This is a genomic window from Nocardia sp. 852002-51101_SCH5132738 (assembly GCF_001665695.1).
GTDB lineage: Bacteria > Actinomycetota > Actinomycetes > Mycobacteriales > Mycobacteriaceae > Nocardia > Nocardia nova.
Map to the genome: position 1 here is coordinate 196,702 of NZ_LZML01000183.1, position 24,801 is coordinate 221,502.

23 protein-coding genes and 1 pseudogene are annotated in these 24,801 nt (G+C 68.0%); 4 read left to right on the forward strand and 20 right to left on the reverse strand.

Features of this window, described 5'->3' with window-relative positions; genetic code table 11:
• Nucleotides 1–63 precede the first annotated feature (63 nt).
• Nucleotides 64–759, forward strand: coding sequence for a MerR family transcriptional regulator (locus A5789_RS27860; RefSeq protein ID WP_064901411.1), 696 nt, complete (start codon nucleotides 64–66; stop codon nucleotides 757–759).
• Between the two features lie 89 nt (nucleotides 760–848).
• Entirely contained in the window at nucleotides 849–1,319 is a 471-nt protein-coding gene (locus A5789_RS27865) for a hypothetical protein (protein ID WP_030513711.1), read from the forward strand.
• An 89-nt stretch (nucleotides 1,320–1,408) separates the two neighbouring features.
• Here A5789_RS27865 and A5789_RS27870 read toward each other — a convergent pair whose 3' ends face one another.
• The 3 genes and pseudogenes from A5789_RS27870 to A5789_RS38115 form a co-directional block, all read right to left on the reverse strand.
• Nucleotides 1,409–1,744, reverse strand: a complete 336-nt coding sequence (locus tag A5789_RS27870) for a hypothetical protein (RefSeq protein WP_063012843.1) — start codon at nucleotides 1,742–1,744, stop codon at nucleotides 1,409–1,411.
• A 520-nt stretch (nucleotides 1,745–2,264) separates the two neighbouring features.
• Nucleotides 2,265–3,098 (reverse strand): collagen binding domain-containing protein, encoded by an 834-nt coding sequence (locus A5789_RS38110; protein WP_227462965.1) that lies wholly within the window; start codon nucleotides 3,096–3,098, stop codon nucleotides 2,265–2,267.
• 144 nt (nucleotides 3,099–3,242) lie between these two features.
• Nucleotides 3,243–4,961, reverse strand: a pseudogene (locus A5789_RS38115) (MFS transporter); the annotation flags it as partial.
• Between the two features lie 287 nt (nucleotides 4,962–5,248).
• Between A5789_RS38115 and A5789_RS27880 the strand changes: the two are divergent.
• Nucleotides 5,249–6,211 carry an acyl-ACP desaturase gene (locus A5789_RS27880; protein WP_064901358.1) on the forward strand — a complete coding sequence of 321 codons (963 nt, stop codon included), beginning with the start codon at nucleotides 5,249–5,251 and terminating at the stop codon, nucleotides 6,209–6,211.
• A 32-nt stretch (nucleotides 6,212–6,243) separates the two neighbouring features.
• Here A5789_RS27880 and A5789_RS27885 read toward each other — a convergent pair whose 3' ends face one another.
• The 14 genes from A5789_RS27885 to A5789_RS27950 form a co-directional block, all read right to left on the reverse strand.
• Nucleotides 6,244–6,948, reverse strand: coding sequence for an MBL fold metallo-hydrolase (locus A5789_RS27885; protein ID WP_063012839.1), 705 nt, complete (start codon nucleotides 6,946–6,948; stop codon nucleotides 6,244–6,246).
• The gene (locus tag A5789_RS27890; RefSeq protein WP_063012837.1) at nucleotides 6,945–7,175 is read right to left on the reverse strand and encodes a hypothetical protein; all 231 of its coding nucleotides are present in this window, start codon (nucleotides 7,173–7,175) and stop codon (nucleotides 6,945–6,947) included. The genes A5789_RS27885 and A5789_RS27890 overlap by 4 nt, the downstream gene beginning before the upstream one ends.
• Nucleotides 7,176–7,234: 59 nt before the next feature.
• Nucleotides 7,235–9,493, reverse strand: coding sequence for a glycosyl hydrolase family 65 protein (locus A5789_RS27895; RefSeq protein WP_146098733.1), 2,259 nt, complete (start codon nucleotides 9,491–9,493; stop codon nucleotides 7,235–7,237).
• Between the two features lie 129 nt (nucleotides 9,494–9,622).
• A complete protein-coding gene (locus A5789_RS27900; protein WP_064901354.1) occupies nucleotides 9,623–10,426 on the reverse strand; it encodes an acyl-CoA thioesterase domain-containing protein in 804 nt (267 codons plus the stop codon).
• 42 nt (nucleotides 10,427–10,468) lie between these two features.
• The gene (locus tag A5789_RS27905) at nucleotides 10,469–11,098 is read right to left on the reverse strand and encodes a hypothetical protein (RefSeq protein ID WP_064901352.1); all 630 of its coding nucleotides are present in this window, start codon (nucleotides 11,096–11,098) and stop codon (nucleotides 10,469–10,471) included.
• A gap of 40 nt (nucleotides 11,099–11,138) precedes the next feature.
• A complete protein-coding gene (locus tag A5789_RS27910; RefSeq protein WP_064901350.1) occupies nucleotides 11,139–12,095 on the reverse strand; it encodes an MlaD family protein in 957 nt (318 codons plus the stop codon).
• A complete protein-coding gene (locus A5789_RS27915) occupies nucleotides 12,092–13,189 on the reverse strand; it encodes an MlaD family protein (protein WP_227462959.1) in 1,098 nt (365 codons plus the stop codon). The genes A5789_RS27910 and A5789_RS27915 overlap by 4 nt, the downstream gene beginning before the upstream one ends.
• A complete protein-coding gene (locus A5789_RS27920; RefSeq protein ID WP_227462958.1) occupies nucleotides 13,186–14,289 on the reverse strand; it encodes an MlaD family protein in 1,104 nt (367 codons plus the stop codon). Before A5789_RS27920 ends, A5789_RS27915 begins: the two co-directional genes overlap by 4 nt.
• A complete protein-coding gene (locus A5789_RS27925; protein WP_227462957.1) occupies nucleotides 14,289–15,332 on the reverse strand; it encodes an MlaD family protein in 1,044 nt (347 codons plus the stop codon). Before A5789_RS27925 ends, A5789_RS27920 begins: the two co-directional genes overlap by 1 nt.
• Nucleotides 15,320–16,324, reverse strand: a complete 1,005-nt coding sequence (locus A5789_RS27930; RefSeq protein WP_063012825.1) for an MlaD family protein — start codon at nucleotides 16,322–16,324, stop codon at nucleotides 15,320–15,322. The genes A5789_RS27925 and A5789_RS27930 overlap by 13 nt, the downstream gene beginning before the upstream one ends.
• Nucleotides 16,325–17,383, reverse strand: a complete 1,059-nt coding sequence (locus A5789_RS27935; protein WP_064901344.1) for an MlaD family protein — start codon at nucleotides 17,381–17,383, stop codon at nucleotides 16,325–16,327.
• 4 nt (nucleotides 17,384–17,387) lie between these two features.
• On the reverse strand, nucleotides 17,388–18,251 hold the full coding sequence (locus A5789_RS27940) for an ABC transporter permease (protein WP_063012821.1): 864 nt from the start codon (nucleotides 18,249–18,251) through the stop codon (nucleotides 17,388–17,390).
• Nucleotides 18,251–19,108 carry an ABC transporter permease gene (locus A5789_RS27945; RefSeq protein WP_063012819.1) on the reverse strand — a complete coding sequence of 286 codons (858 nt, stop codon included), beginning with the start codon at nucleotides 19,106–19,108 and terminating at the stop codon, nucleotides 18,251–18,253. The genes A5789_RS27940 and A5789_RS27945 overlap by 1 nt, the downstream gene beginning before the upstream one ends.
• Nucleotides 19,109–19,256: 148 nt before the next feature.
• Nucleotides 19,257–20,162: a phosphotransferase family protein gene (locus A5789_RS27950; RefSeq protein ID WP_227462956.1), complete on the reverse strand. Its 906-nt coding sequence runs from the start codon at nucleotides 20,160–20,162 to the stop codon at nucleotides 19,257–19,259.
• A gap of 202 nt (nucleotides 20,163–20,364) precedes the next feature.
• On the opposite strand from A5789_RS27950, the gene A5789_RS27955 reads away from it, so the two are divergent.
• On the forward strand, nucleotides 20,365–22,677 hold the full coding sequence (locus A5789_RS27955) for an MFS transporter (protein WP_064901343.1): 2,313 nt from the start codon (nucleotides 20,365–20,367) through the stop codon (nucleotides 22,675–22,677).
• Nucleotides 22,678–22,720: 43 nt separating this feature from the next.
• Here the strand turns inward: A5789_RS27955 and A5789_RS36985 are convergent, their stop codons facing one another.
• The 3 genes from A5789_RS36985 to A5789_RS27965 all read right to left on the reverse strand — a co-directional run bounded on the left by A5789_RS36985 (nucleotide 22,721) and on the right by A5789_RS27965 (nucleotide 24,704).
• Nucleotides 22,721–22,885 (reverse strand): hypothetical protein, encoded by a 165-nt coding sequence (locus A5789_RS36985; RefSeq protein ID WP_156511305.1) that lies wholly within the window; start codon nucleotides 22,883–22,885, stop codon nucleotides 22,721–22,723.
• A gap of 67 nt (nucleotides 22,886–22,952) precedes the next feature.
• The gene (locus tag A5789_RS27960) at nucleotides 22,953–23,579 is read right to left on the reverse strand and encodes a PAS and ANTAR domain-containing protein (RefSeq protein WP_227462964.1); all 627 of its coding nucleotides are present in this window, start codon (nucleotides 23,577–23,579) and stop codon (nucleotides 22,953–22,955) included.
• Nucleotides 23,580–23,756: 177 nt separating this feature from the next.
• Nucleotides 23,757–24,704 (reverse strand): AraC family transcriptional regulator, encoded by a 948-nt coding sequence (locus A5789_RS27965; RefSeq protein WP_064901341.1) that lies wholly within the window; start codon nucleotides 24,702–24,704, stop codon nucleotides 23,757–23,759.
• Nucleotides 24,705–24,801 lie beyond the last annotated feature (97 nt).

Below are 24,801 nucleotides of genomic sequence, written 5' to 3' on the forward strand. Positions count from 1 at the left end.
GGTGAAACTTCTGCCGAAGCGAGCTGCAAAAACACCCGTAGAAGTCTCAAACGGAGGTACGTCCTGCGACCCGTCGATCTCGCCCGCGAACACGGATTGTCCGCTCAGGCGATCCGCAATTACGACGAGGCGGGCATCCTGCCGCCGGCCGAGCGCACAGACGCCGGGTATCGCCGCTACACCGTGCTGCACGCGGTGGCGCTGCGCGCATTCCTCGCCCTTCGCACCGGGCACGGACATCGGCAGGCCGCGGAGATCATGCGCTCGATCCATCGCGGCGACCTCGAATCGGCCTACCGGCTCATCGACGCCGCACACGTCGCGCTGCTGACCGAACGCGGCACTCGCACCGAAGTCGCCGCGGCCTTGAGCGGCCTGTCCGCCGCGCCCACACCGGTTCCCGGCCCGCCCCTGACCGTCGGCGAGCTCGCGCGCCGGCTCGGGGTACACCCGGCTACCTTGCGTACCTGGGAAACTCACGACATCCTGCGCCCCGGACGCGACCGCGTGACGGGCTATCGCCGGTACGGCCCGGACTGCGTGCGCGACGCCGAAATCGCCAGGCAACTGCGTCGCGGCGGCTATCTGCTCCCGCAGGTCGCGCAGTTCCTGGAGTCGTTGCGCGCGGCGGGCGGCGCGCAGGCGCTGAGTACCTTTCTCGATGCGTGGCAGGACCGCTTGATCACCCGCAGCCGACATCTCGTGACCGGCGCGGCTCGCCTCGACGAGTACCTGACGCAGATGGATCGGGTCCGGTAGCCGGTCGGGACAGGCGCGGCGCGCCGTAATGGGTTGTGGCGGTGGGGCGATGGGTACGTCAGGAACATGATCACACCCAAGGAGGCAGCGTGAAACGATGGATCGTGCGTACGTTGGCGATGGCCGGTGCGGCGGCGCCGCTGGCGTTCGGCGGCGTGGCCGGCGCCGACACTCCCGGGCCCGTGTACTTCTCCGCGGGGAGGTTGAACTGCTCGATCGCCGACGACGGCAGCGTGGGATGCGACCTCGCCGATCCGACGTGGATGTCCATCCAGCTCGGCGGCAATGTGTCGGTGCCGGTGCCCTTCCCGGTCCGCGAGGTCGTCATCGACGTGCCGTGGGCGCCCGCGCATCCGGGGTTCGATGCCGGGACTCCGCATACCCTGCCCGGCGGCAATCCGGACATCTCGACCTACGGCCAGAGCGCCGGGTCCGGGCCGACGGCCGGACCCGCGGTCTCGCACGCCGGGTCGACGTGTGCGGTCGGGTTCCACGGCAGCTTCTCCTGTGATGCGAAGGGCCACCACTTCTTCTACTACGAGCAGATCACCGGCAGCTGATTCCGCCGGCGAACCCCGGTGGCGCAATTCGCCCGCACTCCGATGGACGGAAGCCGGACGGATTGCGCACCAGGGTTTTTCCGGGCCGATCAGATGCCGTGCAATTCGGGTAGTTCGCCGCCGGCCCAGCGCGCATAGGTGTGTTCGGGGGTCACCGTGATGACGTCGGTGATCGCGAGGAGATCGGCGGGGATCACCCGGTCGGCGAAGTGGTCGAGGCTCGGAACGACCACGGCCTCGGCATCGAGGCGCACCACCGCGTCGATCAACTGCTGGATCGGATCGATGGTGCGGTTGCTCAGTGCCACGGTCTTGCACAGATTGTAGCCCAGACGCCCTGCCAGCCATCGGATTTGGGACTCGTCCCAATGCTGGTGCCGTCGCGAGACATCTCTGCGCAGATATCCGAGGGCAAGGAAGGTCATGTCGGTCCATCCTCGAGTCGACTACACGCGGGCGAACTCGGTGGCCAGGGGGCTTCAGTCTCAGCATCTTTCTGGCAAACTCGAGCTTAACGGCGTTTTTCGTGCCGTGACAAGCAGTGGCTGCGGCACCGGCGGCCGGGTGTCCGGTCGAGTTTGCTGAGGCGGAAATCGTTCCGCGCAGGTAGCGGCCATTTTTCGGCGCCCCGCGGAGTGTGCCGAAGATCAACGGGGACAGGCGTTCAGGGCACTTTCATCGCCGCCGCATGCCCTCTGCTCCGCAGGTGGCCTGGATGGGGAATGTCGATCCGAGGCGCCCGTCGACCCAGAAATCCGCAGTGCCGCGCCGATGTCGCGTCCTGCCCGAAAATGTTCGGCTAATCAGGTTGCTACGCAATACATTTCGGAGCGAGAGGGCGATCGGCATCCCTGCCGTGTCGTCTCCTCGCGCCGAAACACGCGTGGCCCCAGCACCGCACTGTGCTGGAGCCACGCCGAGGCCGACGATCTCGGCCGATCTCGGTCAGTCCCGGTCGTATGCCGGTTCCGAGGGGTCCGGTTCGGTGGCGTCGCTGCCGGAGGGCAGGTCGTAGCCGAGTCGCACATCGTGTTCGACCGCACCGCCGGCGACCTCGACCCGGCCCTCGCGCGGCGGGTAGCCGCGAACCACCACGGTGTGGGTGCCTTCGGTCAGGTCGGTCACGGTGTAGCGGCCGTCGCCGTCGGTGCGGGCGGTGCCGAGTACCGCGCCGGTCTCGTCGAGCACCGTGACCAGGGCGTCGGGCACCGCCCGGTCGCCGGCCCGGACCGCGCCGGTGAGCACGGCCAGCGGGGTCAGTTCCACATCGTGGTGCAGGACGCCGCTGTCGGGCACGGTCAGCGTCATGGCGGCCGGGCGCAGATGCGCGGCCACCGCGACCAGTGTGTAGGTACCGCCCACGACACCCGAGCACAGGTATCCGCCGTCGGCATCGGTGACCGCCGCGCCGACGACCTGGCCACGCAGATCGGTGAGAGTGACGGTCGCGTCGGGAACCGCTCGGCCCGCCGCGCGGACGAAGCCGGACAACTCACCCGAACCGTGCAGTGTGACGTCGAGGCGCTGCGGCCGGCCGTCGACCGAGACGGTGACCGCGGTCGGCTGCTGTCCGCGGGCCGACACGATCAGCACGTAGCTGCCGGGGGCCGGCGGATCGATCACGTACCCGCCCTGCGGATCACCGGTGGCCCGCGAGACCTGATGTCCCTGCTGATCGATGAGCGTCAGCGCCACACCGTCGAGCGGATGACCGTCGGTGCGCAGCACGCGTCCGGTGATCGAACGCTGCGACCGGGCGGGCGGAGCCGCCGCGGGCATCACCGCGGTGGCCGCGAGCGCGTGGCGACCGGCGGGTACGGCATGTCCGTTGGTGGCCGGCCGGCCGGTTTCGGCCTCGGCGTCCGCATCGGTGATCAGACCGGCGCCGGCCGCTTCGGCAAGTTCCTGCGCCTCGTGTTCGACGTAGTCGCCGCGGGCGAACCAGGACGCGATCGAACCGAGCAGCATCATCACCGCGGCGGCGAGGAACACCACCACCAAGCCCGAGTGGAACGGGTCGGAGATCAGGTGCGGGAAGAACTCCTGGCCGGTCAGCACATCGGCGTGCACCCCCGGCTTGTCCAATGTGCCGCTCGGGCCGAGCAATTCCTTGAACGGGTTGTAGCCGAGGAAGGTGGCGAACAGGCTGCCGACCGGCGGCATATCCGCGATATGTCCCGCGACGTCGGCGGGGACGCCCTGATCCTTCAGCCCGGAATTCATCGCGCCGGGCAGGGTGCCGGACAGGCCGACGATCATCAGCGAGAAGAAGATGCCGATCGACAGCGCCATACCGCCGTTCATCAGCGTCGCGCGCATACCGGAGGCGACGCCGCGCTGCGAGGCCGGGACCGCGGACATGACCTCGGCGGTGTTCGGTGAGGTGAAAATGCCCATGCCGAGGCCGTTGAGCAGGATGATCAGCGCGAACAGCCAGTAGTTGAAGTTCACCGGGATCACGATCAGCAGGACGAAGGTGATCGCGGCGAGCAACAGGCCGCCGGTGGCGAACAACCGCCCGCCGAAACGGTCGCTCAGATAGCCGGACAGCGGTCCCGAGACCAGGAAGCCGATGGTCAGCGGCAGCATGTAGATACCGGCCCACAGCGGCGTCGACTCGAAGTCGAAGCCGTGCAGCGGCAGCCAGATGCCCTGCAGCCAGATGATGAGCATGAACTGCAGGCCGCCGCGGCTGATCGAGGCCATCAGGCTCGCGAAACTGCCCAGTGCGAAGGTCCGGTTGCGGAACAGGCTCAGGTGGAACATGGGCTGGCGCGACTTCGCCTCGATGACGCAGAACAGCACGAGCAGCACGATGCCGCCGATGACTCCGGTCAGCACCCACGGGTTGCCCCAGCCGGTCTTGGAGTCGCCGTAGGGCTGGATGCCGTAGGTGATACCGGCCAGCAGCGCCGTCAGGCCGAGGGCGAAGGTGACGGTACCCGGGATGTCGAGCGACCCGGGTGTGCGTGCGCCGTTGTCGTGCAGCGACTTGTAGGACCAGATGGTGCCGAGGATGCCGAACGGCACGCTGACCCAGAAGATGGCCTTCCAGTCCCATTCGGCCAGCAGACCACCGATCAGCAGACCCAGGAACGAACCGGCCACCGCCGCGACCTGGTTGATGCCCAGAGCCATGCCGCGCTGCCTGGCCGGGAAGGCGTCGGTGAGGATGGCCGTCGAATTGGCCATCAGCATCGCGCCGCCGACACCCTGCGCCACACGCCAGGCGATCAGCCATATCGCACCGCCGCCGAGATCGAACGGATCGAACGACAGCGCTATCGCGCAGACGGTGAATATGACGAAGCCGAGGTTGTAGATGCGCACTCGGCCGAACATGTCGCCGAGGCGGCCGAACATCACCACGAGCACCGCGGAGGTGAGCATGAAGCCCATCAGCATCCACAGCAGGTAGCTGACGTTGGCGGGTTCGAGCGGATCGAGGTGGATCCCGCGGAAGATCGCCGGCAGGGAGATGATCACGATCGACGAGTTGATCGTGACCATCAACATGCCGAGGGTCGTATTCGACAGTGCCACCCACTTGTAGTGCGGGTGGTCGTGATCTACCCGGAGCCGGCGGCCGACGGTCTGGATGTCGGAGGCGTCCAGGTCCTCGGCGGGTTGGGCGGAAGCCAAGTTCTCTCCCTCATCGACAGGAAAACGGAATGGGTCTCCAGATAATATAGTTGCGATGGCTAACTAATTGAAGAGGAGTATGTCACGTCCGAATTGTCCGGACTTTAGGTTTGATTCGGCGGGCATGTAATCGGTGTGCGACGTGATCGGCGCTCTCGAACCGGGGACACAGCGGCGGAAACTTCCGGCAACCATAGGTCGACGGGTAGCGTATCGCCGCGCAACACTGCTCTCGGATCGCCCTTGTGTGTCGTAAACCCGATGGTTACCTTCTCGAAAGGAATTGCATGCCAAAGGATTTGACGCAGTTGCAGTTGCTCACCGAACTGGAGCCGGTCGTCGCGGACCAATTGGACCGGCATCTGGCCACCGCCAAGGAATGGCATCCGCACGATTATGTGCCGTGGGACGAAGGCCGCAATTTCGCCGCACTCGGCGGTGTCGATTGGGATCCCGAACAGTCTCGTCTGTCGGAGGTGGCGAAGGTCGCCATGATCACCAATTTGCTCACCGAGGACAATCTGCCCTCCTATCACCGGACCATCAGCGAGCATTTCTCCCGCGACGGCGCCTGGGGCACCTGGGTCGGGCGCTGGACCGCCGAGGAGAACCGCCACGCCATCGCCATGCGCGACTATCTGGTGGTCACCCGCGGGGTCGATCCGGTGGCGCTGGAGCAGGACCGGATGGTGCACATGACGCGCGGCGTGCACGCGCCCGAGTACTTCCACGGCATGCTCGACCAGGTCGTCTACGTGACGTTCCAGGAGCTGGCCACTCGCATCAGCCACCGCTCCACCGGCCGGGTGTGCGGCGATCCGATCGCCGACCACATGCTCGCGCGGATCGCGGCCGACGAGAATCTGCACATGATCTTCTACCGGTCGATCGCGGCGGCGGCGTTCGATCTGGCGCCGGATCAGGCGATGGAATCGGTCACCGAGATCGCGAAGAATTTCGCCATGCCCGGCACCGGAATGCCGAACTGGCGGCGCAACGGTGTGCTGATGGTCAAGCACGGCATCTACGATCTGCGCCAGCATCTCGACGAGGTGCTCAATCCGGTACTGCGGCACTGGAATGTCTTCGGCCGCACCGATTTCACCGAGCGGGGCGAGCGCGCCCGCCAGGAGCTCGCCGACTATTTCGACAAGCTCGGCCGCGACGTCGTGCGCTTCGAGGAGCAGCGGGCGCGCATCCTGGCCCGGGAAGCGGCCAAGGCGCAGACCCGGGATCCGGCCCGGGTGTAGCCGGGCCGGTGAAATCGGCTGGGCCGGTGAGATCAGCGGGCCATGGGTTTTCCGTGGCCCGGTATCAGCAGCCGCGGCCGGTGGGCGATCAGGGATTCCGCGGTGGTGTGGGTCTGTGTCTCGTCGTGGTTGAAGACCTCGGGTAGTGCTTGGAGTCCGGTGTCGGGAAGTAGCGGATGGCCGGTGACCAGGGCGTCGCCGCTGAAGAGGATGCCCTCGTCGGGCATGAGGTAGGCGGTGTGGCCGGTGGTGTGCCCCGGCGTCGGGACGGCCACGATACCGCCGGGCAACTGCCGCAGGGTGTTCTCGTCGTAGCTGGTGGCGGTAGGGACGCTCATGCGGACGTGGCCGCCCAGCGCGCGCAGTGTCTGGAACACCCACCGCGGTCCACCGGGAGTGCCGAGCTGGCGGGCCATGTCCACGGGAGTGATCTGCTGCAGATATTCGCGACGCGCGTGCGCGGCCTCGTCCGCGCCCGTGTAGACGGGCACACCCGTGCGTTCGACCAGGGTGGGGATGGCACCGATGTGGTCGAGATGGGCGTGGGTCAGCAGAATCGCCACCAGATCGGCCGGTTCGTGGCCGATCCGGCGAAGCGAATCGAGTACCGCGCCGGTATCGCGCGGATAGCCGGCGTCGACGAGGACCACGCCGGAATCGCCGGTGATCAGCGACCAGTTGACGTTGGTTCCGGCCACCACGTACACCGAATCGGCGACCTGCTCGATGGCGCTCATGCGGCGATCCTCCCGCGCTCGTGCCGTTCACCGGCCGGCCGCGACCGGCCGGCGGCGGTGTGCTCCCGCGTCCGCGCGCTCGGCGAGCGCGGGACGACTGCGGTGTCGGGTGCCGCGTTGCGGCGCAGTGTGGTGACCCATTGCTGCGGGTCGCCGAGGTCGAAGTGGTTCTGCACACCGGCGATGGTGGTTGCGGTTGCCGCATCGCGCAACCGCGCACCGCTCACCTGGGCCGCTCCGTCGCGAGGGGCCCGCCGGTGGCCCCGTCGCACATCCGCTGTACGTCTCAGCACGCGGCGCGGGTGGGGATCGAAAGGGGTTGTCCGGGAACCAGTTCGACGGAGCCACCCGGCGTCTGCAGGGTGATCGGGTCGCCCGAGGTGAGGGTCAGCGTGGTGTTCGCGGGCGTGATATGAACGGTCGTCCGGGCGGCGCCGATCGCCAGGCCGCGAATGGTCAGGCCGTCGGGGAAGCCGCCTGGCAGCATCGGATCGATGGACGGGCCGCCCTCGGTCCAGCGCAATCCGAGCGGTGCGTAGAGCAGTCCTTGCAGGAATCCCGCGGCACCGGTGACGAAGATCCACGCCGACTGCCCCTGCGCGTTGGCACCCGACCGGTCCCCGCGCGCCTCGGCCTGGAATCCGTACGGCTCGCGGGCATACGGCTGCACGGATCGGTCCAGGTAGTACTGGGTGCGACAGGGGTCGTAACGGGCACTGAGGATCGCGCCGACGCTGTTGCTCATATTCGGGCCGTCCGGATCGGTGCGGTCGAAGTAGTACCGCGTGGTCGCGGCCGGCGAATAGCCGGGCGCCGCGTAGGTGAACGGGTAGCTGAGCAACACCGTGTCGGCCTGTTTGATCGGGGCGCCGGTGTAGCCGAGATATTCGGCGGGCACCCCGGGCGCGATATCGGGCGGCATCGCCATATGCGCTGCGATATCGGCCCAGCGCGGGTCGACGGGAAGACCGGAGAGTGCGGCGGCCCGGGCGGCGATGTCCATCGTGTTGCGCACGCCGCCGTTGGTGAGCGCGTTGTCGACCGAGAAGGCGACGTACTCGTCGGATCCGGCGGCCGGGGCGAAATGGTAGGCGCCGTCGGGCAGTTTCGGCCCGATCCGCGCGGTCAGGTAGTCGGCGATCGCGGTGATCACCGGCGCGCCACGGGTGCGCAGCCATTCGCTGTCGCCGGTGGCCAGGTAGTACTGCCATTGGGCGAGGGCGATCTCGTTGTGCAGATGTTCCTCGGTCAGGCCGCAGCCGATCGGGGAGGCGCAGCGCTGCGCGGGCCCGTCGTCCCAGGGATACAGCGCACCGGGCAGTCCGTAGCCGCGGGCGTTGGCCCGGGCGGCGGGAAGTGCGGCGGCGCGGAATTCGACCACGGTGCGAGCCAGGTCCGGATACAGCGCCAGCAGCGTCGGGAAGATCCAGGTCTCGGCATCCCAGAACGTCATGCCCCCGTAGTCGTCGGACGACAGTCCGGCCGGTTGCACCGACCAGCGCTCGCCCGCGCGCACGCTGGCCAGAACGGAATACAGCGCGGCGCGGATCCATCGGGTGTAGTCGGTGCGCCCCGGAGTCTCGATGGCGGGCTGCCACAACCGATCCCACTGCGCGGCGTGGGCGGAATGTGTGGCGTCGAACCCCTGGGCGCGGCCCGATTCGGCCGCGGCGGTGGCGGCGGCCAGGGGATCGGATCCGTAGTCGGTGGAGGAGATGCCGGTGTAGGCGGTGAAGGTGTAGCTGTCGTTCCCGGTGACGGGCAGCAGATAGCGGATCCCGTCGGCGCCGGGCAGCGCGGTGCCCGCGGCCTGCGGCGGCGAATCGACGGACGACACCACGAATGCCGTATCGGAGGTTCCCTCGGCGCGGACTCCCGACACCGTGCGTCCGCTGCTCGGATCGGCCGTCGTCGTCACCGGGACCACCCGCCGCGCTGCCGCGCCGTCGATCCGGTCGACGACCGCGAGCTCGCCCGGGCGCTCGGGTGTGACGGTCAGTCTCTGCACCGCGAGATCCGGCCGGTCGCGAGAGACGAAGGTGTCGTAGCGAAGCCGCAGCCGATGCTCGGGATCCGGTGTCCAGTCGGCCCGGGTGGTCACCGTCGCGGTGCGGTAGTCCAGCGTCTGCCGGTAGTCGTGCACGGTGGCCGGGTCCACGTCCGCGTCGTAGCGGTGACCGTCGACTTCGACGGCCAGATCCGTCCACGCGGGCAACGCCGCGATCACCTGGGTGTACTGCGGCGACCGGAGGTATTCCGGTGACAGTGCGGCCTGCGCGTAGAAGCCCGCCAAATACGTTCCGGTATAACGGGATTGCTGCAGCGGGAAGGAGGTCCGCGCCGCGTCGCCGTAGTCGTGGTAGCCGCCGCCGCTGGGCGGCAGTACCGTCCCGATCCGGCCGTTGCCCAGATACGGCGCGGCGTGGAAATCGCCGGGTGCGAACGATTCCGCTGTCGAGGACCACAGCTCGTCCGCCGGGATCGCGGTGGCCACCGGTGGCGGTGCGGCCACCACACCGAGGACGACGATCACTACCGGCCACAAGCGCCGACGCCGCGCAGCGGGCGTCCTTCGGATCGGGCTCACCCCGACGATCGTCGGAACCGGCCGTCGCGTGGTCAACCCGACACGCGCGGCGCGTCCGATATCGGGCCGGAATTATCGCCCGGCGCCTCAGTCTTCGGAGAAGTCGATCCCGTTCGCGGAGAAGTCGATCTGGGCGGCCGCGTTGCCGACGGCGGTCACCATGCCGGTGCCGATCGGCCCGCGGGAATCGAAAAGCGTTGCGGTGCCGACGGATACACCGTTGGCGGTGAGGTGGGTCTCGGCCCGCAGCCCGATCCGGTCGCCGACGGGCAGGCGGTCGAGTGCCACGGTGAGGTCGGCGTTGATGTATCCGATGCCCTGCGACCCCCAGTTGGTCACCAGGCTGGTGGACTCGGCGGCGACCACGGCCTCCACGAACGCGCTGCGCTCCTCACCCTCGACCGCTCCCAGCGGCACCGCCCACAGGCTTTTGCGGCCGGAGTTCTGGTGGTCGCCCATCGACGTCGACCAGTCGTTGTCGCTGCGGTACCACCAATCCACCCCGGCGTCGGCGGGTGGGGCGAACGGATGCTCGGAATGCCACTCCTCGCCCGGAGGGGTCTCGGTGGCGCGCAGCTGAACCAGGCGCGCTTCCGCGACCTCGACCTCACCCTGGCGCACCGTGGCCGAGGCGATGTGGATCCGCCGCCCGGCGCGGATCACTTCGGTGTGCACCTCGAGGGGCTGTCCCTTCGCCGCCTTGAACAGGTCGATGGTGAATCGAGCCGGCACGAAACCGGCCAGCCCGTGTTCCCGTTCGAGGGTGCGCGCGGCGGCCGCGCAGACGGCGGGGCCGCTGAGCATGTCCGCGCCCCAGCGGCCGTACGCCCACTTCCGGGGCAGGTACCGACCGGCGTCGTCGTCGGTGAACATGGCAGGCATATCGGTCATCAGCTCATAGTGTCCTATCGCCGCCGGCGGCCTTCGCCCGACTCACTTGGTGGGCAGGGCGTTCTGCAACCCGCCGACGTCGGTGATCTTCCAGTCCGCGTTGCGGTCGATGGTGAGCGAGTAGGTCACGGTGGTGCGACCGCCGTCGGGAGTCTGCGCGCTGGTCGATGTCACGTCCAGGTAGGCGTTGACCTTGTAGATGCCGTCCGATTCGGAGGTCACCGCGGCCGACAGCGGCGTCGCCTTCGACGTCCACTGCAGCGGGAGCAGGATCTGCTCGAGTTGCGGTGCGGTCGCGTCGAATTTCGCCGCCAGCTGCGTGGTGGTGCCGGCCTTCAACCGCTCGATCCAGCTCTTCACATCGTGATAGTCGATGGTCGACGCGCCGACGGCGTACTTCGACGCGATGTCCTCGGCGTGTTTGTCGCCGGCGGCCGCGGCGTCACGATCGGACAGGGTGGAACGCGCCGAGAAGTACTGGCACCCGAACACGATGCCGACCGCCAGCAAGGCGACGATCACCGCGGTGGTCACTGCGGTGGAGAGCCGGACGGCGATCGTCAGCGGCGCCCGCCGGTCGGCGGCGATCGCGGAAGGCTGTGCGGCACCGGAATTTTCGTCCTTGTCCGCCTCCGCCGCCCGGATGTCCTTGTCGTCTACTGCTGTGCTCATCGGTTCGTTCCTCCTGCCGGTCGGGCTGGCTGGTACTCGGCTATTTGACGGCGATCCGGAAATGCAGCGTCCCGTCGGGATCGACGCCCTGCAGCGCCTGGCTGATCAGCGCGCTGACGTCGATATGGGGCGAGCTGTGCACGGCTTCGGTGAGGACCGGCTGCAGGGCCGGGCCCAATGGCGCCACCCCCGGCCCGAACTTGTTCAGCAGCTCGGTCAGTTGCCCGAGGAACGGAACGAGGCCGTCGCCGGTGTAGTAGTTGTCCACGGGTTGTTTGTTCGACAGCACGGACCCGCCCTCGACGATCTTGATCAACATGGTGCCGAACAGTCCGAGTTGCGGTCCGGCGGTTTCCAGCGAGGGCCCCAGCCAGTCCATGTTCCCGCCGAGGGCCTGCATGTCGGCGAACAGTTGCCGCATGGCGCCGGTACGGCTCAGCAGTGTGGCCGCCAGCAGGTCGGACGAGTGCTGCAGCGTGCGCATCGCCTGATCGGTACCCTTCAGCGCGGTGTCGAAGGTGTCGACCAGCCGCGCCACCGCCTCCGGGTGGATCTGCTCGAGCAGCTGTACCGCCCGCGTCGACAGCGCCGTGATGCTCATCGGCAGGTGCACCCGCTCGGTCGACATCGTCTGTCCGTCACGCAGATACGGCCCAGCCGGGCTCGTCGAGGCGAATTCGATGTACGGCTCGCCGAGTGCCGACAGCTGTTCGATATGGATCTCGCTCGTAGCCGGGATGTGATACTTGTCGTCGATCTTCAGCCGGACGAGCACGCCGGAGGCCTGTTTGCGTACCGTCTCCGCCTTGCCGACCGCGACCCCGTCGAACAGCACCGGCGAATTCGGGCCCAGCCCACCGGATTCGGCGAGCCGGAGATCGGCGGTGAAGAAAGACTTGCGCGGATCGAGGTGCAGGACGCCCACCGTCATGTAGACGATGCCGAAGACGAGCACGGCGGCGATCGCCGTGAGCGAGACGATCGATCGAATTCTCATCGGACCGCTCCGATCATCCGCAGCGTGTCGACGATGCGGGAGGTCTGTTGCTCGGGTGTCGTGCCGACGGCCGCGGACGGCGGCATCGCGACGCCGACCAGGTTGATCTTCGGTCCGCGCTCGGCGAACGGAATGATCTGCGATTGCAGCAGATTCGTCAGTGTCGCCATATTCGACGGGGAGCCGGTGTCGAGCGGTGCGCTGCCGAACAACATCGGCACCACCGCGCGCGCGGCGGCCGTGGTCGAATCCAGCACCGGCCCCAGCCATTTCGTCGACGGCGCGAACGGGCCGAGGGCCGTGAGGACGAAGACGACACCGATCTCGGCGCGAATCACATCGGTGGTGTGCTGCACACCGTCCGGGGTGAGCAGCGGATCCCACGTCGACGTGTGATTCAGCAGGCCCTCGTCGACCGTGGCCTGAATACCGCTGACCAACTGGTGAATCGAATCGGTATGTGCGGCAAGGTCACCGAGATCCGAACCGAGGACCTCCGATATCCGCGCGGTCACCGCCGGATTCGGGGGCATGATCCCGTTCACGTTCTGCACGATGTTCTGGATGTCGTGCACCGCGCCGCTGCCGACGAAGGTGGCCAGCTGCGCGAGGATGTCCTCGATGGGAAGTTGCGGGCGGGTGTCGGAGATCGGGATCGTCGCATCCGGGCGGATCTCGCCGGTCGTGGGGTGGGCCGGTTCGGTGAGTGCGATGTGGACGTCGCCGAGCGGAGTCGCCTGCCGCAGTTGGGCGGTGGTGCCGACCGGAAGCCGGACCGAGGTGCGGATCGCGACATCGGCGATCACATAGCCGGTGCGCGCCGGAGCCGTGCCGGTGGCGGGCGCCGGGTCGACGACGGTGATGTGGGTGAGCTGCCCGATCCGCACGCCGTCCGCGATGACCTTGGCGCCCTGCGGCAGATTGAGAACATCGGCGAATTCGATGCGCAGATGGTAGGTCGGTCCGCCGACACCGGTGCCCGGCACCGGGACGTCGGCCGGCTGGAAACCGCAGGCCCCGGCCGATGCCGCGAGGGTGGCGGCGACCAGCGTGCGGGCGCAGATCCGGCGGAGTTTCGCAGAGGGTCGTGTCACTTCGCGCTCACCGCCGACAGGAGAACCGGAAGTGCAGGCACCGTCACCACACCATTGCTGGAGGTCCCGCACTGTTGCCCCGCGACCGCCCGCAGCGCCGCGCAGATCTGGTCGGTTTGTGCCTGCGGCAGAGCCAGTTTCGGTGGCGCGTACCCGATGGTGAAGTCGCCGCTGACCGGATCGACCGCGTCGGAGAACCCGGTGGCGAGGGCCGGGGTCATGCGGATGATCTCGGCGAGTGAGCCGACTCCCGACGCGATGAGCTTCGACAGGCCGGGGATGTCGTTCACCGCGCGCAGCGCGGGGGAGCCGAGCTTCATGATCACCTCGTTGAGTTCCGGAAGCAGCCCGGCCAGCGCCGTCACGAGATCGGCCACGGGCGGGAACGCGAGGGTGTTGATATCGGAGAAGGTCTGGGTCAGCCGAGGCACGATGTTCTCCAGGTCCGGCCATCCGTTGCGGGCGCGACGGGCCAGTGCGGCGAGATCGTCCATGAGCTGACCGAGATGTCCGATCGCCGCGTCGGGGGAGGCGAGCGCCCGGCTGAGTTGCCCGATGAGCGCGTTGAGCTGCTCGCCGGTGCCGGATGTCGCCCGGTCGAGTGCGTCGAGACCGTCACCGACGGCGGTGCGCTGGGCGGGATCACCGGACGCGTCGAGCTGATCCGAGAGTTTCGCCAGTGCGTCGAAGGTCTCCGACATGCTCTTGGGCGTCAGGGTTTTGGTGATGCATCGGCTCGGATCCCAACCGGCTCCGGCGGGTTCGGCGCCGATGAGCGCCAGAGTGCGATCGGCCAGGATGGTGTGGCTGACCGTCACCGCGCCGACGTCCGCCGGGAGTTTGCGGTCGGCGCGTACGGTGAAACGCACTGTGGCAGCGCCGTTGTCGGGCTCGACGGCGGTGACCTTGCCGACCTGAACGCCCATGACGGTGACGGCGCTGTCGGTGTAGAGGCCGATGCTGTCGGGCATCCGCGCGCAGTAACTGCGCGTCGCCGGTTCGGATCTGCTCATCGTCACGGCGAATCCCGCGGCCAGTACGAGCACCAGCACCACCGCCGCCGACATCAGGCCGCGCGATCCGAGAATCCTGCTCAGCATCAGCATCCCCCTCCGGGCACCGGAACACAGATGCCGGTGACGGTGGCGGCGGACTGGTCGACGCTCACTCCGCCGCCCGGCTGGACCAGCGGTGTCAGGCGCTGCTCGAAGGTGTGCAGTGAATCGAGCAGGGCGCCCATGCGGTCGCCGAGTTCCCGCAGCTTCGGGATCGCGTCGACGAGCGGCTGCGCCTGTTCGCGTAGCGAGTCGTCCCAGATCCGTCCGAGCGGGACCAGCTTCTGCACCAGCTGGGCCAGGCCGTGCAGCGCCCAGCTGAGCTGTTCCCGATTGTCCGCGACGACGTTCTCGAGTGTGCCGAAGGTCCGCATCAGGGTGACGAGGGTGTCGGAATTCTTGTTCAGCGCCGTCAGATATTCGTCGGTCAGCGCCAGCGTCCGGGATACGTCCGCGTTCTGCCGGTCCATGATGGCGACGATGTCGGAGACCGCCCGGCCGGCGTGCCGGAGCGCGTCCGGGCTCTTGTCGATCGAACCGGCCAGTGCGGCGAGATCCCGGCGGATGGCGTCACCGTCGGTCCGCCGCACGGGCTCGACGGCGTCCTGGAAAGCCTGGGTGAGGTTGTACGGCAGAATTACGCGCGGGACGGGAATGACGGTGTTGCCCAACGGGTTCGATCCCGCTGGTTGTACGGCCAGGTAGTAGCCGCCGACGAGGGTCAGCATTCGCACCGCGAGGGTGGTCTGATCGCCGATGGCGACCCCGTCCTTCACCGTGAACGTCATCCGCACCCGATCGGGAAGCAATCGCAGGGATTTCACCTTGCCGACCGGAATTCCCGCTATCCGGACATCGTCACCCGTGCGGATCGAACCGGCCTCGGCGATATCGGCGGAATATGTTCGCTCGGGCGTGGTTCCGACGACATCGATCACGCCGATCGCCGCCACCAGAACGAGAACCGCGACTATTCCGCTGATGCCCCAGCGCAATTGGGCGCCGCGCTCGTCGCGGCTGGTGAACATCCGGCGCCGGAGCGTGCGCAGGGCGGCGCTGACCGACGCGGGGGTGACTACCGATGGCATAGCGTGATCCTCTGTCCGGCGATCAGGACGGCCAGCGGTCCGGGCGCCGGTGCGATCCCGTGCGAGCAGGTCATCGCCGCGTCGGGCCCGGTCTGGGGAATGGTCGTCGTCATGGTCTGGATCAATCCGGGCAGCCGTCCCAGCACATCGGCGGCCTGACGCGGGTTCGGAAGGACACGATGCAGAAGCGCGTCCAGGTCTCGGTTCTTCTCACCGGTGACGCCCAGGACATCCAGCAGGTCCAGCAGCGGGCGCAACATCGGCGGAATTTCCATTCCGAATTGCACGAGGCCGGGCAATTTGTCGGTGATGGTGACGAACAGTTCCGTCAGATTCGTCATCAATTGCATGGCGTTGCCGGATTTCCCGGCCATATGCGCGGAAACCTGGGCGAAATTGTTCACCAGGACCGACAGCACCTGTGCGCGGTCGGACGCGTACCGGCTCAGCATATCGATGGCGTCGAGCGCCGGCCCGATGCCGTTGCCGTCGCCCTGGACGACGGCGAGCATACTGCTCGCGAACCGATTCAGATCGTCGGGTGACAGCTGCGCCAGCACCGGCTGCAAACCGTTGAACAGGGTGGTGATGTCGAAGGCCGGAACCGTGTGCGCGGTGTCGAAGGCCGCTGCCGCCGGGCGGCGGGGACCCGGCTGATCCGGCTGCTGGATCTCGAGATACCGGAAACCGGTGAGGTTCTGATATCGCACCGCCACCTTGGTCTCGGTGTAGAGCGGATGGCCCTGCGTGACGGTGAAGCGCACGCGGGCCAGCGCTCCGTCCAAGTCGACGCCGCGCACCTTCCCGACCTGCACCCCGTAGAGCCGGACGTCGTCGCCGAGTCGCAAGCCGTTCGCATCGGTGAAAATCGCGGTGTAGGTGTCGGTGTCGCCGCTGACCGGACGCTCGATCAACCGGAACACCCCGACGAGGACGACGGCCATGGCCAGCACGGACACGGCCACTCGAATCCACAACGCGCGGGTCGACATTCAGCGACCTCCCGTACCGGTCTGGTGGGCGAGCAGGGCTGCCAGCGGCGTCGCCAAGCCGGGGACGGTGGTCAGATCCACGCGGGCGTTCAGCACCGGGCCCGAGGGCGAGTCGTGGAAGCCGGCGCCGAGACGGTCGAGCAGTTCACGCAATTCGCTCTCCGAACGCCGCGGGTCGGAGACCGAACCGGCGACCTGGTCGAGCATCGTGACGGCGATCGGCAGCAGCCCGCCGAAATTTCGCTGCGCCGTGTACAGGGTTTCCGTCGCCACCGGCAGCATCTCGTTCTGGACCCGATTGAACATCTCCGAGAAGCGATCGACGTTCTCCTTCGTCGCGAGCTGCTGATTCGTCAGATCCGCGTGCAACAGTTCGGCCGCGCCGGCGAGCAGTGCCGGCACACCGTGCAGCGCCGAGCCGAATTGGCCCAACACCATCGACGGTGGGAGTTGCTGGGTTTCGGTGAACGAGCGCGCGGTCGTGCCGATCGCCTGCAGCAGCGGGGTGAAGGCACTGATGTCGTGCGAGGTGGTGCGCAGCACCTCGGTGAGTTTCGCGGTCAGCACGTCGTCGGTGAGCCGGCCCGTGGATTCCAGCAGCGCGGCGAGGGTGGCATCGCGCACCCGGTCGGCGTCGCGATCGCTCAGATCCACGGTCGAGCCGTCCCGCAGCCGAGTGCCGCCGCTGTTCGGATTCAGTTGCAGCGCAGTGATTCCGAAGAGATTCCCGGGCGCGTAGTCGACGGTCAGCGCGTCGGTGAGGCCGAACAGCTGGGATCGGCGCAGCGTCAATTCGATGCGCTGCCGGCCGGTTCCGGCCATGGCGACCGAGGCGACCGAGCCGACCCGGACACCGTCGAGCCGGACATCGGTTCCGGCGCCGACTCCCTCGCCGACCTGCGCGGTGACCAGGTCGACGCGCATCTCGTCGGCCGGTCGGCTGTCGGGCAGCAGCCGCCAGCCGACGACGAGCACCGCGGCGAGCGCGACCGCACCGATGCCGAGGATCCGCGCGCGGCGGGGCCCGACCTCGGTGCCGGGCAGGGCATAAGGAGGCATGGGGTCATCCGGTGAACGTGATGGGGGACCGGAATCCCCAGAGGACGATGGTGGTGAGCATGTCGAGCGCGATGATCGAGACGAGGCTGGCCCGGATCGCGCGCCCCGAGCCGATGCCGACGCCCTCCGGCCCGCCGGTCGCGAAAAAGCCTTGGTAACAATGGATCAGGACGACGGCGACCGCGAAGACCATCACCTTGATCGTCGCGGCGATGACGTCCCAGCCCAGCACGAACTGATCGAAATAGTGGTTGTAGGTGCCGGCCGGCGTGCCGTGGATGGTGGTGACGATCAGCGCGCACGACAGATAGCCGAGACTCAGTGCCACCACGAAAGCCGGTGCGACGGCGATGATTCCGGCGATGACGCGGGTGGTCACCACGAACGGCACCGACCGCACGCCGAGCGATTCCAGCGCGTCGATCTCCTCGGAGATGCGCATCGACCCGATCTCCGCGGTCATCCGGCAGCCGGCCTGCGCCGCGAAGCCGACCCCCGCCGCGATCGGCGCCAGCTCCCGGGTCACCCCGAACGCGGAGATCAGGCCGCTGAGCTGACCCAGCGACAGCAGGTTGAGCGCACTGAACGCCTCGATGCCGATGGAGGCGCCCATCGCCGCCCCGAGCAGCAACATCAGCGGGACCACGCCGCCGCCGATGATCACCGAACCGCGGCCCCACGTCATGTCGGTGATCACCACGACCGTCTCGCGGCGGTAGTGCATCAGCGTGTACGGCAGCGACGACACCACCTGCCACCCGAATCCGAGCACGAAGCCGATCGATTCGAACGGCCGCAGCGGATGGGCGCGACGCCCCAGGCGATGCACCCACCGCAGGCCCGCGGGCGCATACGGGGTCGCGGTCATCAGGCCATCCTCACCGGGAAGAACATGGTGACCACCTGCGTGATCGCGGTATTGAGCACGGTGACCGCGGCGATCGACATGACCACGGCCGCGTTCACGCCGTCGGCCACGCCGCGCGGGCCGCCCCCGGCTTCGAGCCCGCGTTGGCAGGCGATGATCACCACCAGGAAGCCGAAGATCAGCGCCTTGATCAGCGACACCCAGATATCGAGGGTGGTGGTGAAGGCGCCGAACGACTGCCAGTAACTGCCCGGCGTCACCCCGAGCGCGGCGACCGCGACGGCGAAGCCGGAGGCGATGCCGACAGCGATGATCAGGATGTTGAGCAGCGGAGCGACCAGCATCATCGCCGCGATGCGCGGAACGACGAGACGCTGCACCGGATCGATCCCCATGACCCGCATGGCGTCGACCTCTTCCCGCACGGTTCGCGCGCCGAGATCGGAGGCGATGGCCGCCGAGCCGGCCCCGCCGAGCATCATCGCGGCGGCCATCGGCGCGCCCTGTTTGATCACCCCCAGCCCGCCGGCCGCGCCGATCATCGAATCCGCGCCGAGTTGCGAGACGATATTGCCGACCTGGGTGGAGACGATGACGCCGAACGGAATCGCCATCAGCACGCTCGGTATCGCGGTGACCTTGATCAGAAACCATGCCTGCGTGAGGGTTTCGCGCGTCCGAAACCGCATCCGCACCGCATCGCCGAGGCCTACCCGGATCGCATGGGAACCCATCTGCAGCGCCCGGCCGAGTGTGGCGAGACTCGACAGCACCGTGTCGGAGAAGTTCCGGCGCAGTACCTGCGCCGCCCTGGGTTCCCGTCCCCCGAGGTGTACATCCAGATCAGTGGTCGACATCGAACCTCCGTCCGCCGAACCATGCGGCAGAACGTACCATATGACCTGGACCACATTCCAGACACCAATCCAGATGGGTGCTCTGATCTGTGGGCGAGAGGCGTCGCGTGCTCGCGCAAGGGGGAAACCGCGTGAGGGCCAGACGGTTTCAGTGCAGGGGCGCCCAGCCCGGCCACTGCCGCGGACCTTCGTCGCCGCGGATACAGGCCAGCCGCCAGCGTGCCTGGTGGAGGTGAACCGGGTCGGCGACGGCGGCGCGGACGGCATCCATCGTCATCCGCAACTCGACGATGTCGCGCAGCAGGAAGAATCCCGGCCACCGCAGGACGTCGAGGTGGTAGGCGTTGCAGAACCGGGCGTACTGCGCGCTGGTGATCCAGCCCAGCGAGGCGTAGGCGATCGCGGTCGGTACCAGATCCCATTCCGGCGGGCCGATCGACATGTTCTCCAAGTTCAGCATCAGGACGTCGTGGTCGACGGTGGCGGCGAATTCGCGGCCCCAGGCCTCGCCGTGGATGACACACCACTGCATCCCGCTCGGCAGATCGGCCCACCGCCCGCGCAATTCGGTGAGATGCTCGCGCAGCCAGCGGCGGTCGTCGGCAGTGAACAGCTCGGCGGTGGCGATCAACTCGGCGATTCCGCGAAACGGCTGCAGCTGGCCGAGAGCGAACGTCGTCGGCGGCGCGAGGCTGTGTAATCGCAGCAGCGCCTGCGCCATATCGTCCAGCGCGCCGTGCTGATACAGCGGCGGAACCTGCCAGAAGGTCACCGTCCGGCCCTGGATTTCGAGCGGCTGACGCACGTCGGGCAGGGTGTGCGGCGCGGCGACGCCGGAGGCGGTGAGCCAGCGGGAGACCTCGATCTCCCGGCGCGCCTCGGGCCGATGATCCGGGTGGCTGATGCGCACCACGACCCCGCTGGGCAACCGGTAACCGGTACCCGCGCCGAACCGCACCTCCTGTGCGCCGCCCGCTTCCATGCCGGCACTCAGACATGCGGCGCGCAGAACCGACAGATTTCCGTTTCCAGCCAGCTGTGCGGTCATGCGCATACCCGAGTTCCTGCCGAATCCCTCATCCTTGCCCTCATTGTGAGGGATCGGCGGACCGTGCGACGCGGTTTCGTGCAACATCGTGGTTACCGATTACTGAGGTCGAGATCACGTCCGCGCGGTCGGGGACTGCCTCACATCCCTGTTAGGGTTTCTAACCGGAGATTCACTCCACTTCCGTCTCGTGGGGAGGAAACCACCCGTGGCGCGCGTCAAATCCCGCCCGCACTACAACGTCGTCTTCGCGGTGCTGCTGCTCGGCATCTCCGCCTACGCGCTGCTGCAGTCGATGGTCGTTCCGGTACTGGCCTTGCTGATTCCGGCGCTGCACACCACGCAGAGCACCGCGACCTGGCTGATGACCGGATATCTGCTCTCTGCCTCGGTGGCGACGCCGATTCTCGGGCGGATCGGCGACAAGGTCGGCAAGGAACGCATGCTCGTCGTCACCCTGGTCGCGCTGACGGTCGGCTCGCTGATCGCGGCGCTGACCGAATCGGTCGGGGTGATGATCGTGGCGCGGGTGATCCAGGGCCTGGGCGGTGGCGTGATTCCGTTGGCATTCGGCATCATTCGCGACGAGTTCCCGGCGAAGAAGCTGCACGGCGCGGTGGGGATCGCCTCCTCGCTCATCGCCGTCGGCTCCGGGCTCGGGCTGGTGCTGGCGGGCCCGATCGTCGAACATCTGAACTACCACTGGCTGTTCTGGGTGCCGATGATCATCACCGCGATCGCCGCGGTGGCCGCGATAGTGTTCGTGCCGGAATCACCGGTGCGCAGTCCGGGCAATATCAATTGGGGCGCGGCGATTCTCCTGTCGGCCTGGCTGGTGGCGCTGCTGCTCGCGGTGAGCAAGGGGCCGTCCTGGGGCTGGGGTTCGGCGCTGACGCTCGGCCTGTTCGCGCTGGCCGTCGTGGCGGCGGCCGCCTGGATCGTGGTCGAGCTGAAATCGACCACCCCGCTGATCGATATGCGCACCATGCGGATTCCGGCGGTGTGGACCACGAACCTGGTGGCCGTGCTGACCGGCGCCGGAATGTACGCCATGATGACCTTCCTGCCGCAGCTGCTGCAGACCCCGAAAGCGATTGCGGGATACGGCCTGAGCGCCGGCATCACCCAGTCCGGGCTGTACATGCTGCCACTGTCGGTGGCGATGTTCGTGATCGGCCTGTCGATCGGGCCGCTGGCGGCGCGCATCGGCCCCAAGGCGATCGTGCTGATCGGCAGCGTCATCACCGTCCCGGCGTTCGTGATGCTCGCCGTCGGGCACGACCAGAGCTGGGAGATCTACCTGGCCGGTGCGCTGCTGGGTGTCGGTATCGGGCTGGCCTTCTCGTCGATGCCGGCCATCATCGTCGCCGCGGTGCCGCCCGCCCAGACGGGCGCGGCCACCGGAATGAACGCCAACGTCCGCACCGTCGGCGGTGCGATCGGCAGCGCGGTGTCGGCCGTGCTGCTGACCTCGGGTGCCACCACCGTGCACGGGCTGCCGGCGGATGCCGGGTACTCCCGGGTCTTCTGGTTCCTGGCCGGCGTTTCCGTGCTCGCCGCACTGGCGGCGGTGATCATTCCGTCGGTGCGCGCGCATGCGCCGCAGGCCGTCGCCGCGGAATCGGACGGCATCGCGGAGACGGCGGAGCTGTCGGACCCGGAACCGGCTGCCGCGCCGCACGGTAGCGCGGTCGCCGCCGGAATCGCGGGTGTGTCGGCGCCGCAGGCGGTGGATCTGGCGGGCGACGACCGGGCCATCGGTGGCAGCGTCCGGCGCGAGAACGGCCGGCCGGTGCCGGATGTGGCGCTGACGCTGATCGACCAACGCGGACACCAGGTTTCGCGCGCCACGGGCGAAGCCGACGGCAGCTACCGCCTCCCCGCCCCGGCGCCCGGCAGCTATGTGCTGATCGCCTCCGCCGCCGCGCATCGCCCGGTGGCCGTCACCGTCGTCGTCGGCGCCGTGGCCCAGACCGTGGATCTGACGCTGCCGAGTTCCGGCGAGCTCACCGGCACCGTCCGCCGCGCCGGTGACGGGAAACCCGTTGCGGGAGCGACGGTTACCCTCACCGACCCACTCGGAGAGGTGATCGGGGCAGCGGTGACCGGCGGCGACGGCGGCTACAGCTGCGGCGGCGTCGCGTCGGGTACCCACACCCTGGTCGTGGTCGCCGACCGGATGCACCCCACCGCGGTCACCCTCACCATCCCCGACAGCGGACTGCTGCACCACGACGTCGACCTGGAACCGATGGCAACCCTGGCCGGCGCCGTCCAGGCGCAGGGCAAGGCGGTCGCCAACGCCGAGGTGACCGTTCTGGACGCCGGCGGCGATCGGATCTCCACCGCTCGCACCGACCACAACGGCCGCTACGTGGTTTCCGATCTGCCCGCCGGTCACTACACCGTGGTGGCGCGCGGATATCCCTCGGTGAGCAGCACCGTCACCGTTGGAGCGGGCCGGATCACCCACGATGTGGAACTCGGCTACGACGAGTCGGCATCCGTGCGCTGCGGCTGAGTCAGGCCTCGATCTGCGGGTGTGACGTCGACATCCCCGCCGTTCAGCCCAGCACCACGAACAGCACCACGATGACGACCAGCACGATGATCATGGTGACCACCAGCAGGAGCGGGCTCTTGCGGTTGGTCACGGGCGAGTCGCTGAGCGAGACGTCCTCGCGCTCCGGATTCGCGGGCCGGCTCTGGTCGTCGAATCGTTCGGACATCGAGCACCTCCGGGTGTGCGAAGCGGTCGCTGCGTAATACCCGGGCGGCGCGTCGGCAAACTCGCCGCTAGCCGCCGACCTTCGCGCCCGGGATGCGGGTGTGCACGGTGAGCAGCAGGTGGTCGAAGGCGGTGATGGTCTCCGGTGCCGGCGGCGCGACGAGGGGAAGTTCCTCGATGATCTGGGCGGCGAGATCACGCAATTTCGTGTTGGTTTCCTGCGAGCGCCACGCCAGGACCTTGAACGCCTGCTCGGCGTTGATGCGGTACATGCGCATCAGCACGCCCTTGGCCTGTTCGATCACCGCGCGGTTCTCGATCACGTCGGGCAGCGTCGCGGACAGGGTTTCGCGTTCGTTCTCGGCGAGGGTGTCGGTGAGGTCGATGTAGAAACCGGCGGTAGCGGCGACCTGCCCGGCGTCGTCGAAGATCCGGTCGGCGACGACCATCACGTTGTGCACGGTGCCCGCGGTATCGACGAACCGATGCCGGCTGGAGAACGATTCGCCCAATTCGATCGCGCGGGCGATGGTCTTGGCGACCTCCTCGCGGTCGTCCGGATGTTTGTGCGCGAGCAGCAGTTCCGTGGTCGGGACGACTCCGCCGGGGGTGTACCCGTGCATCCGGTACACCTCCTCCGACCATTCCCAGCGACGGGTGGCGAACCAGAACCGGAACGACCCGACCTGCGGCATCCGGCCGGACGCGCTGGTCACGGGTGTCGTGTGGTCGGCAAGGGGGTCCGTTCTATGCACAAGCATCATTATGTTCACGCGTAGAGCCCGCTGCCCGCGTTCGAACGCACAGTGGACTGAATCGTTCGTTTTCCGTCCTGAGGACGCCCTGTACCGGCATATGCCCCGGTCCAGCGCTCAGCCGGCGAGTGTGGCGGCGGGTGAGCGGCCGTAGTGGCGGCGGTAGAGCGCGGCGAAACGACCGGGGTGGCCGAAACCCCATGTGGCGGCGATGCCGGCCACGCTGTCGCCGTCGTCCGCACTGCCCGCGACCAGGTCTTCATGGGCGCCGCGCAGCCGCATCCGCTTCAGATACGCGGTCGGCGTGGTGTCCAGGTGCCGGCGGAATGCGATCTGCAGCGCCCGCACGGTCACATAGGCCGCCGCCGCGATGTCGGTCACCGCGATGTCCTCGTGGATGTGGGATTCCATGTACGCGATCGCGCGGCGCACAGTGAGCGGATGCGCGTCTCGGCGATCGACCGGGGTCGCCTCGAGCCCGGCCGTATTCGGAAACGCGTGCAGTACGGTCGCCGCCAGATATTGCGACGCCGTGGCCGCCACCAGTGGCGGCACGTCACCGTCGTAGGAGGCGGCGAGCTGCTGCATGTGCGAGATGACCGCGGTGAGCCGATGGCCGGCCTCCGAAGTGACGGTGCGATGGCTCGTGAGGGCCACCTCCGCGGTTCCGGCCCGATTCCCCGAGGCGACTCTGCCGAGCAGGGACGGATCGAACATCGTGATGGTGAAGTCGGCCCGGTGGACGACACCGGAGTACGGCAGGTCCGGCGGGGTCAGAATTCCGATCTCGCCGGGCCCGAACGTATCGTTGCCCGCGTCGACGTATTCTTCCTCGACCCATCCGGCTTCGACCCCGATCAGGCAGATCTTGTTCAGCGGATCGGCGTCGTAGCTCATATCGAATCCGAGTTCGAGCCGGTCGAGACTCACCTGGCCCAGCATGTCGCGCGCGATCCGGCTGCGAACCGGGACCTCGGTGGCATTGCCGATCTCCATGGTCGTGTAGTTCCGGTTCAGAAATTGCTCGGTGGCAGCCAAGCTCTCGCTGTCGAACTCTTCTGTCATCGATCGGTGATCCTCCGCTGTGCCACTGCCACTGCCACTGCTCCGGGCACGGTCGCCTGGTCCAGGCCGCGCCGTGCGGAATTCGAAGCCTACTTGT

Bases quoted from the DNA above. Each gene is read 5' to 3' on its own strand.
- A5789_RS27930 (WP_063012825.1), bottom strand. From the start codon at position 16,324: ATGTCGACCCGCGCGTTGTGGATTCGAGTGGCCGTGTCCGTGCTGGCC.
- A5789_RS27950 (WP_227462956.1), bottom strand. From the start codon at position 20,162: ATGCGCATGACCGCACAGCTGGCTGGAAACGGAAATCTGTCGGTTCTG.
- A5789_RS27935 (WP_064901344.1), bottom strand. From the start codon at position 17,383: ATGCCTCCTTATGCCCTGCCCGGCACCGAGGTCGGGCCCCGCCGCGCG.
- A5789_RS27910 (WP_064901350.1), bottom strand. From the start codon at position 12,095: ATGAGAATTCGATCGATCGTCTCGCTCACGGCGATCGCCGCCGTGCTC.
- A5789_RS27940 (WP_063012821.1), bottom strand. From the start codon at position 18,251: ATGACCGCGACCCCGTATGCGCCCGCGGGCCTGCGGTGGGTGCATCGC.
- A5789_RS27945 (WP_063012819.1), bottom strand. From the start codon at position 19,108: ATGTCGACCACTGATCTGGATGTACACCTCGGGGGACGGGAACCCAGG.
- A5789_RS27870 (WP_063012843.1), bottom strand. From the start codon at position 1,744: ATGACCTTCCTTGCCCTCGGATATCTGCGCAGAGATGTCTCGCGACGG.
- A5789_RS27960 (WP_227462964.1), bottom strand. From the start codon at position 23,579: ATGCCGCAGGTCGGGTCGTTCCGGTTCTGGTTCGCCACCCGTCGCTGG.
- A5789_RS27925 (WP_227462957.1), bottom strand. From the start codon at position 15,332: ATGCCATCGGTAGTCACCCCCGCGTCGGTCAGCGCCGCCCTGCGCACG.
- A5789_RS38110 (WP_227462965.1), bottom strand. From the start codon at position 3,098: ATGCCCGCGGCGGCTCCGCCCGCCCGGTCGCAGCGTTCGATCACCGGA.
- A5789_RS27905 (WP_064901352.1), bottom strand. From the start codon at position 11,098: ATGAGCACAGCAGTAGACGACAAGGACATCCGGGCGGCGGAGGCGGAC.
- A5789_RS27900 (WP_064901354.1), bottom strand. From the start codon at position 10,426: ATGACCGATATGCCTGCCATGTTCACCGACGACGACGCCGGTCGGTAC.
- A5789_RS27885 (WP_063012839.1), bottom strand. From the start codon at position 6,948: ATGAGCGCCATCGAGCAGGTCGCCGATTCGGTGTACGTGGTGGCCGGA.
- A5789_RS27880 (WP_064901358.1), top strand. From the start codon at position 5,249: ATGCCAAAGGATTTGACGCAGTTGCAGTTGCTCACCGAACTGGAGCCG.
- A5789_RS27920 (WP_227462958.1), bottom strand. From the start codon at position 14,289: ATGCTGAGCAGGATTCTCGGATCGCGCGGCCTGATGTCGGCGGCGGTG.
- A5789_RS36985 (WP_156511305.1), bottom strand. From the start codon at position 22,885: ATGTCCGAACGATTCGACGACCAGAGCCGGCCCGCGAATCCGGAGCGC.
- A5789_RS27965 (WP_064901341.1), bottom strand. From the start codon at position 24,704: ATGACAGAAGAGTTCGACAGCGAGAGCTTGGCTGCCACCGAGCAATTT.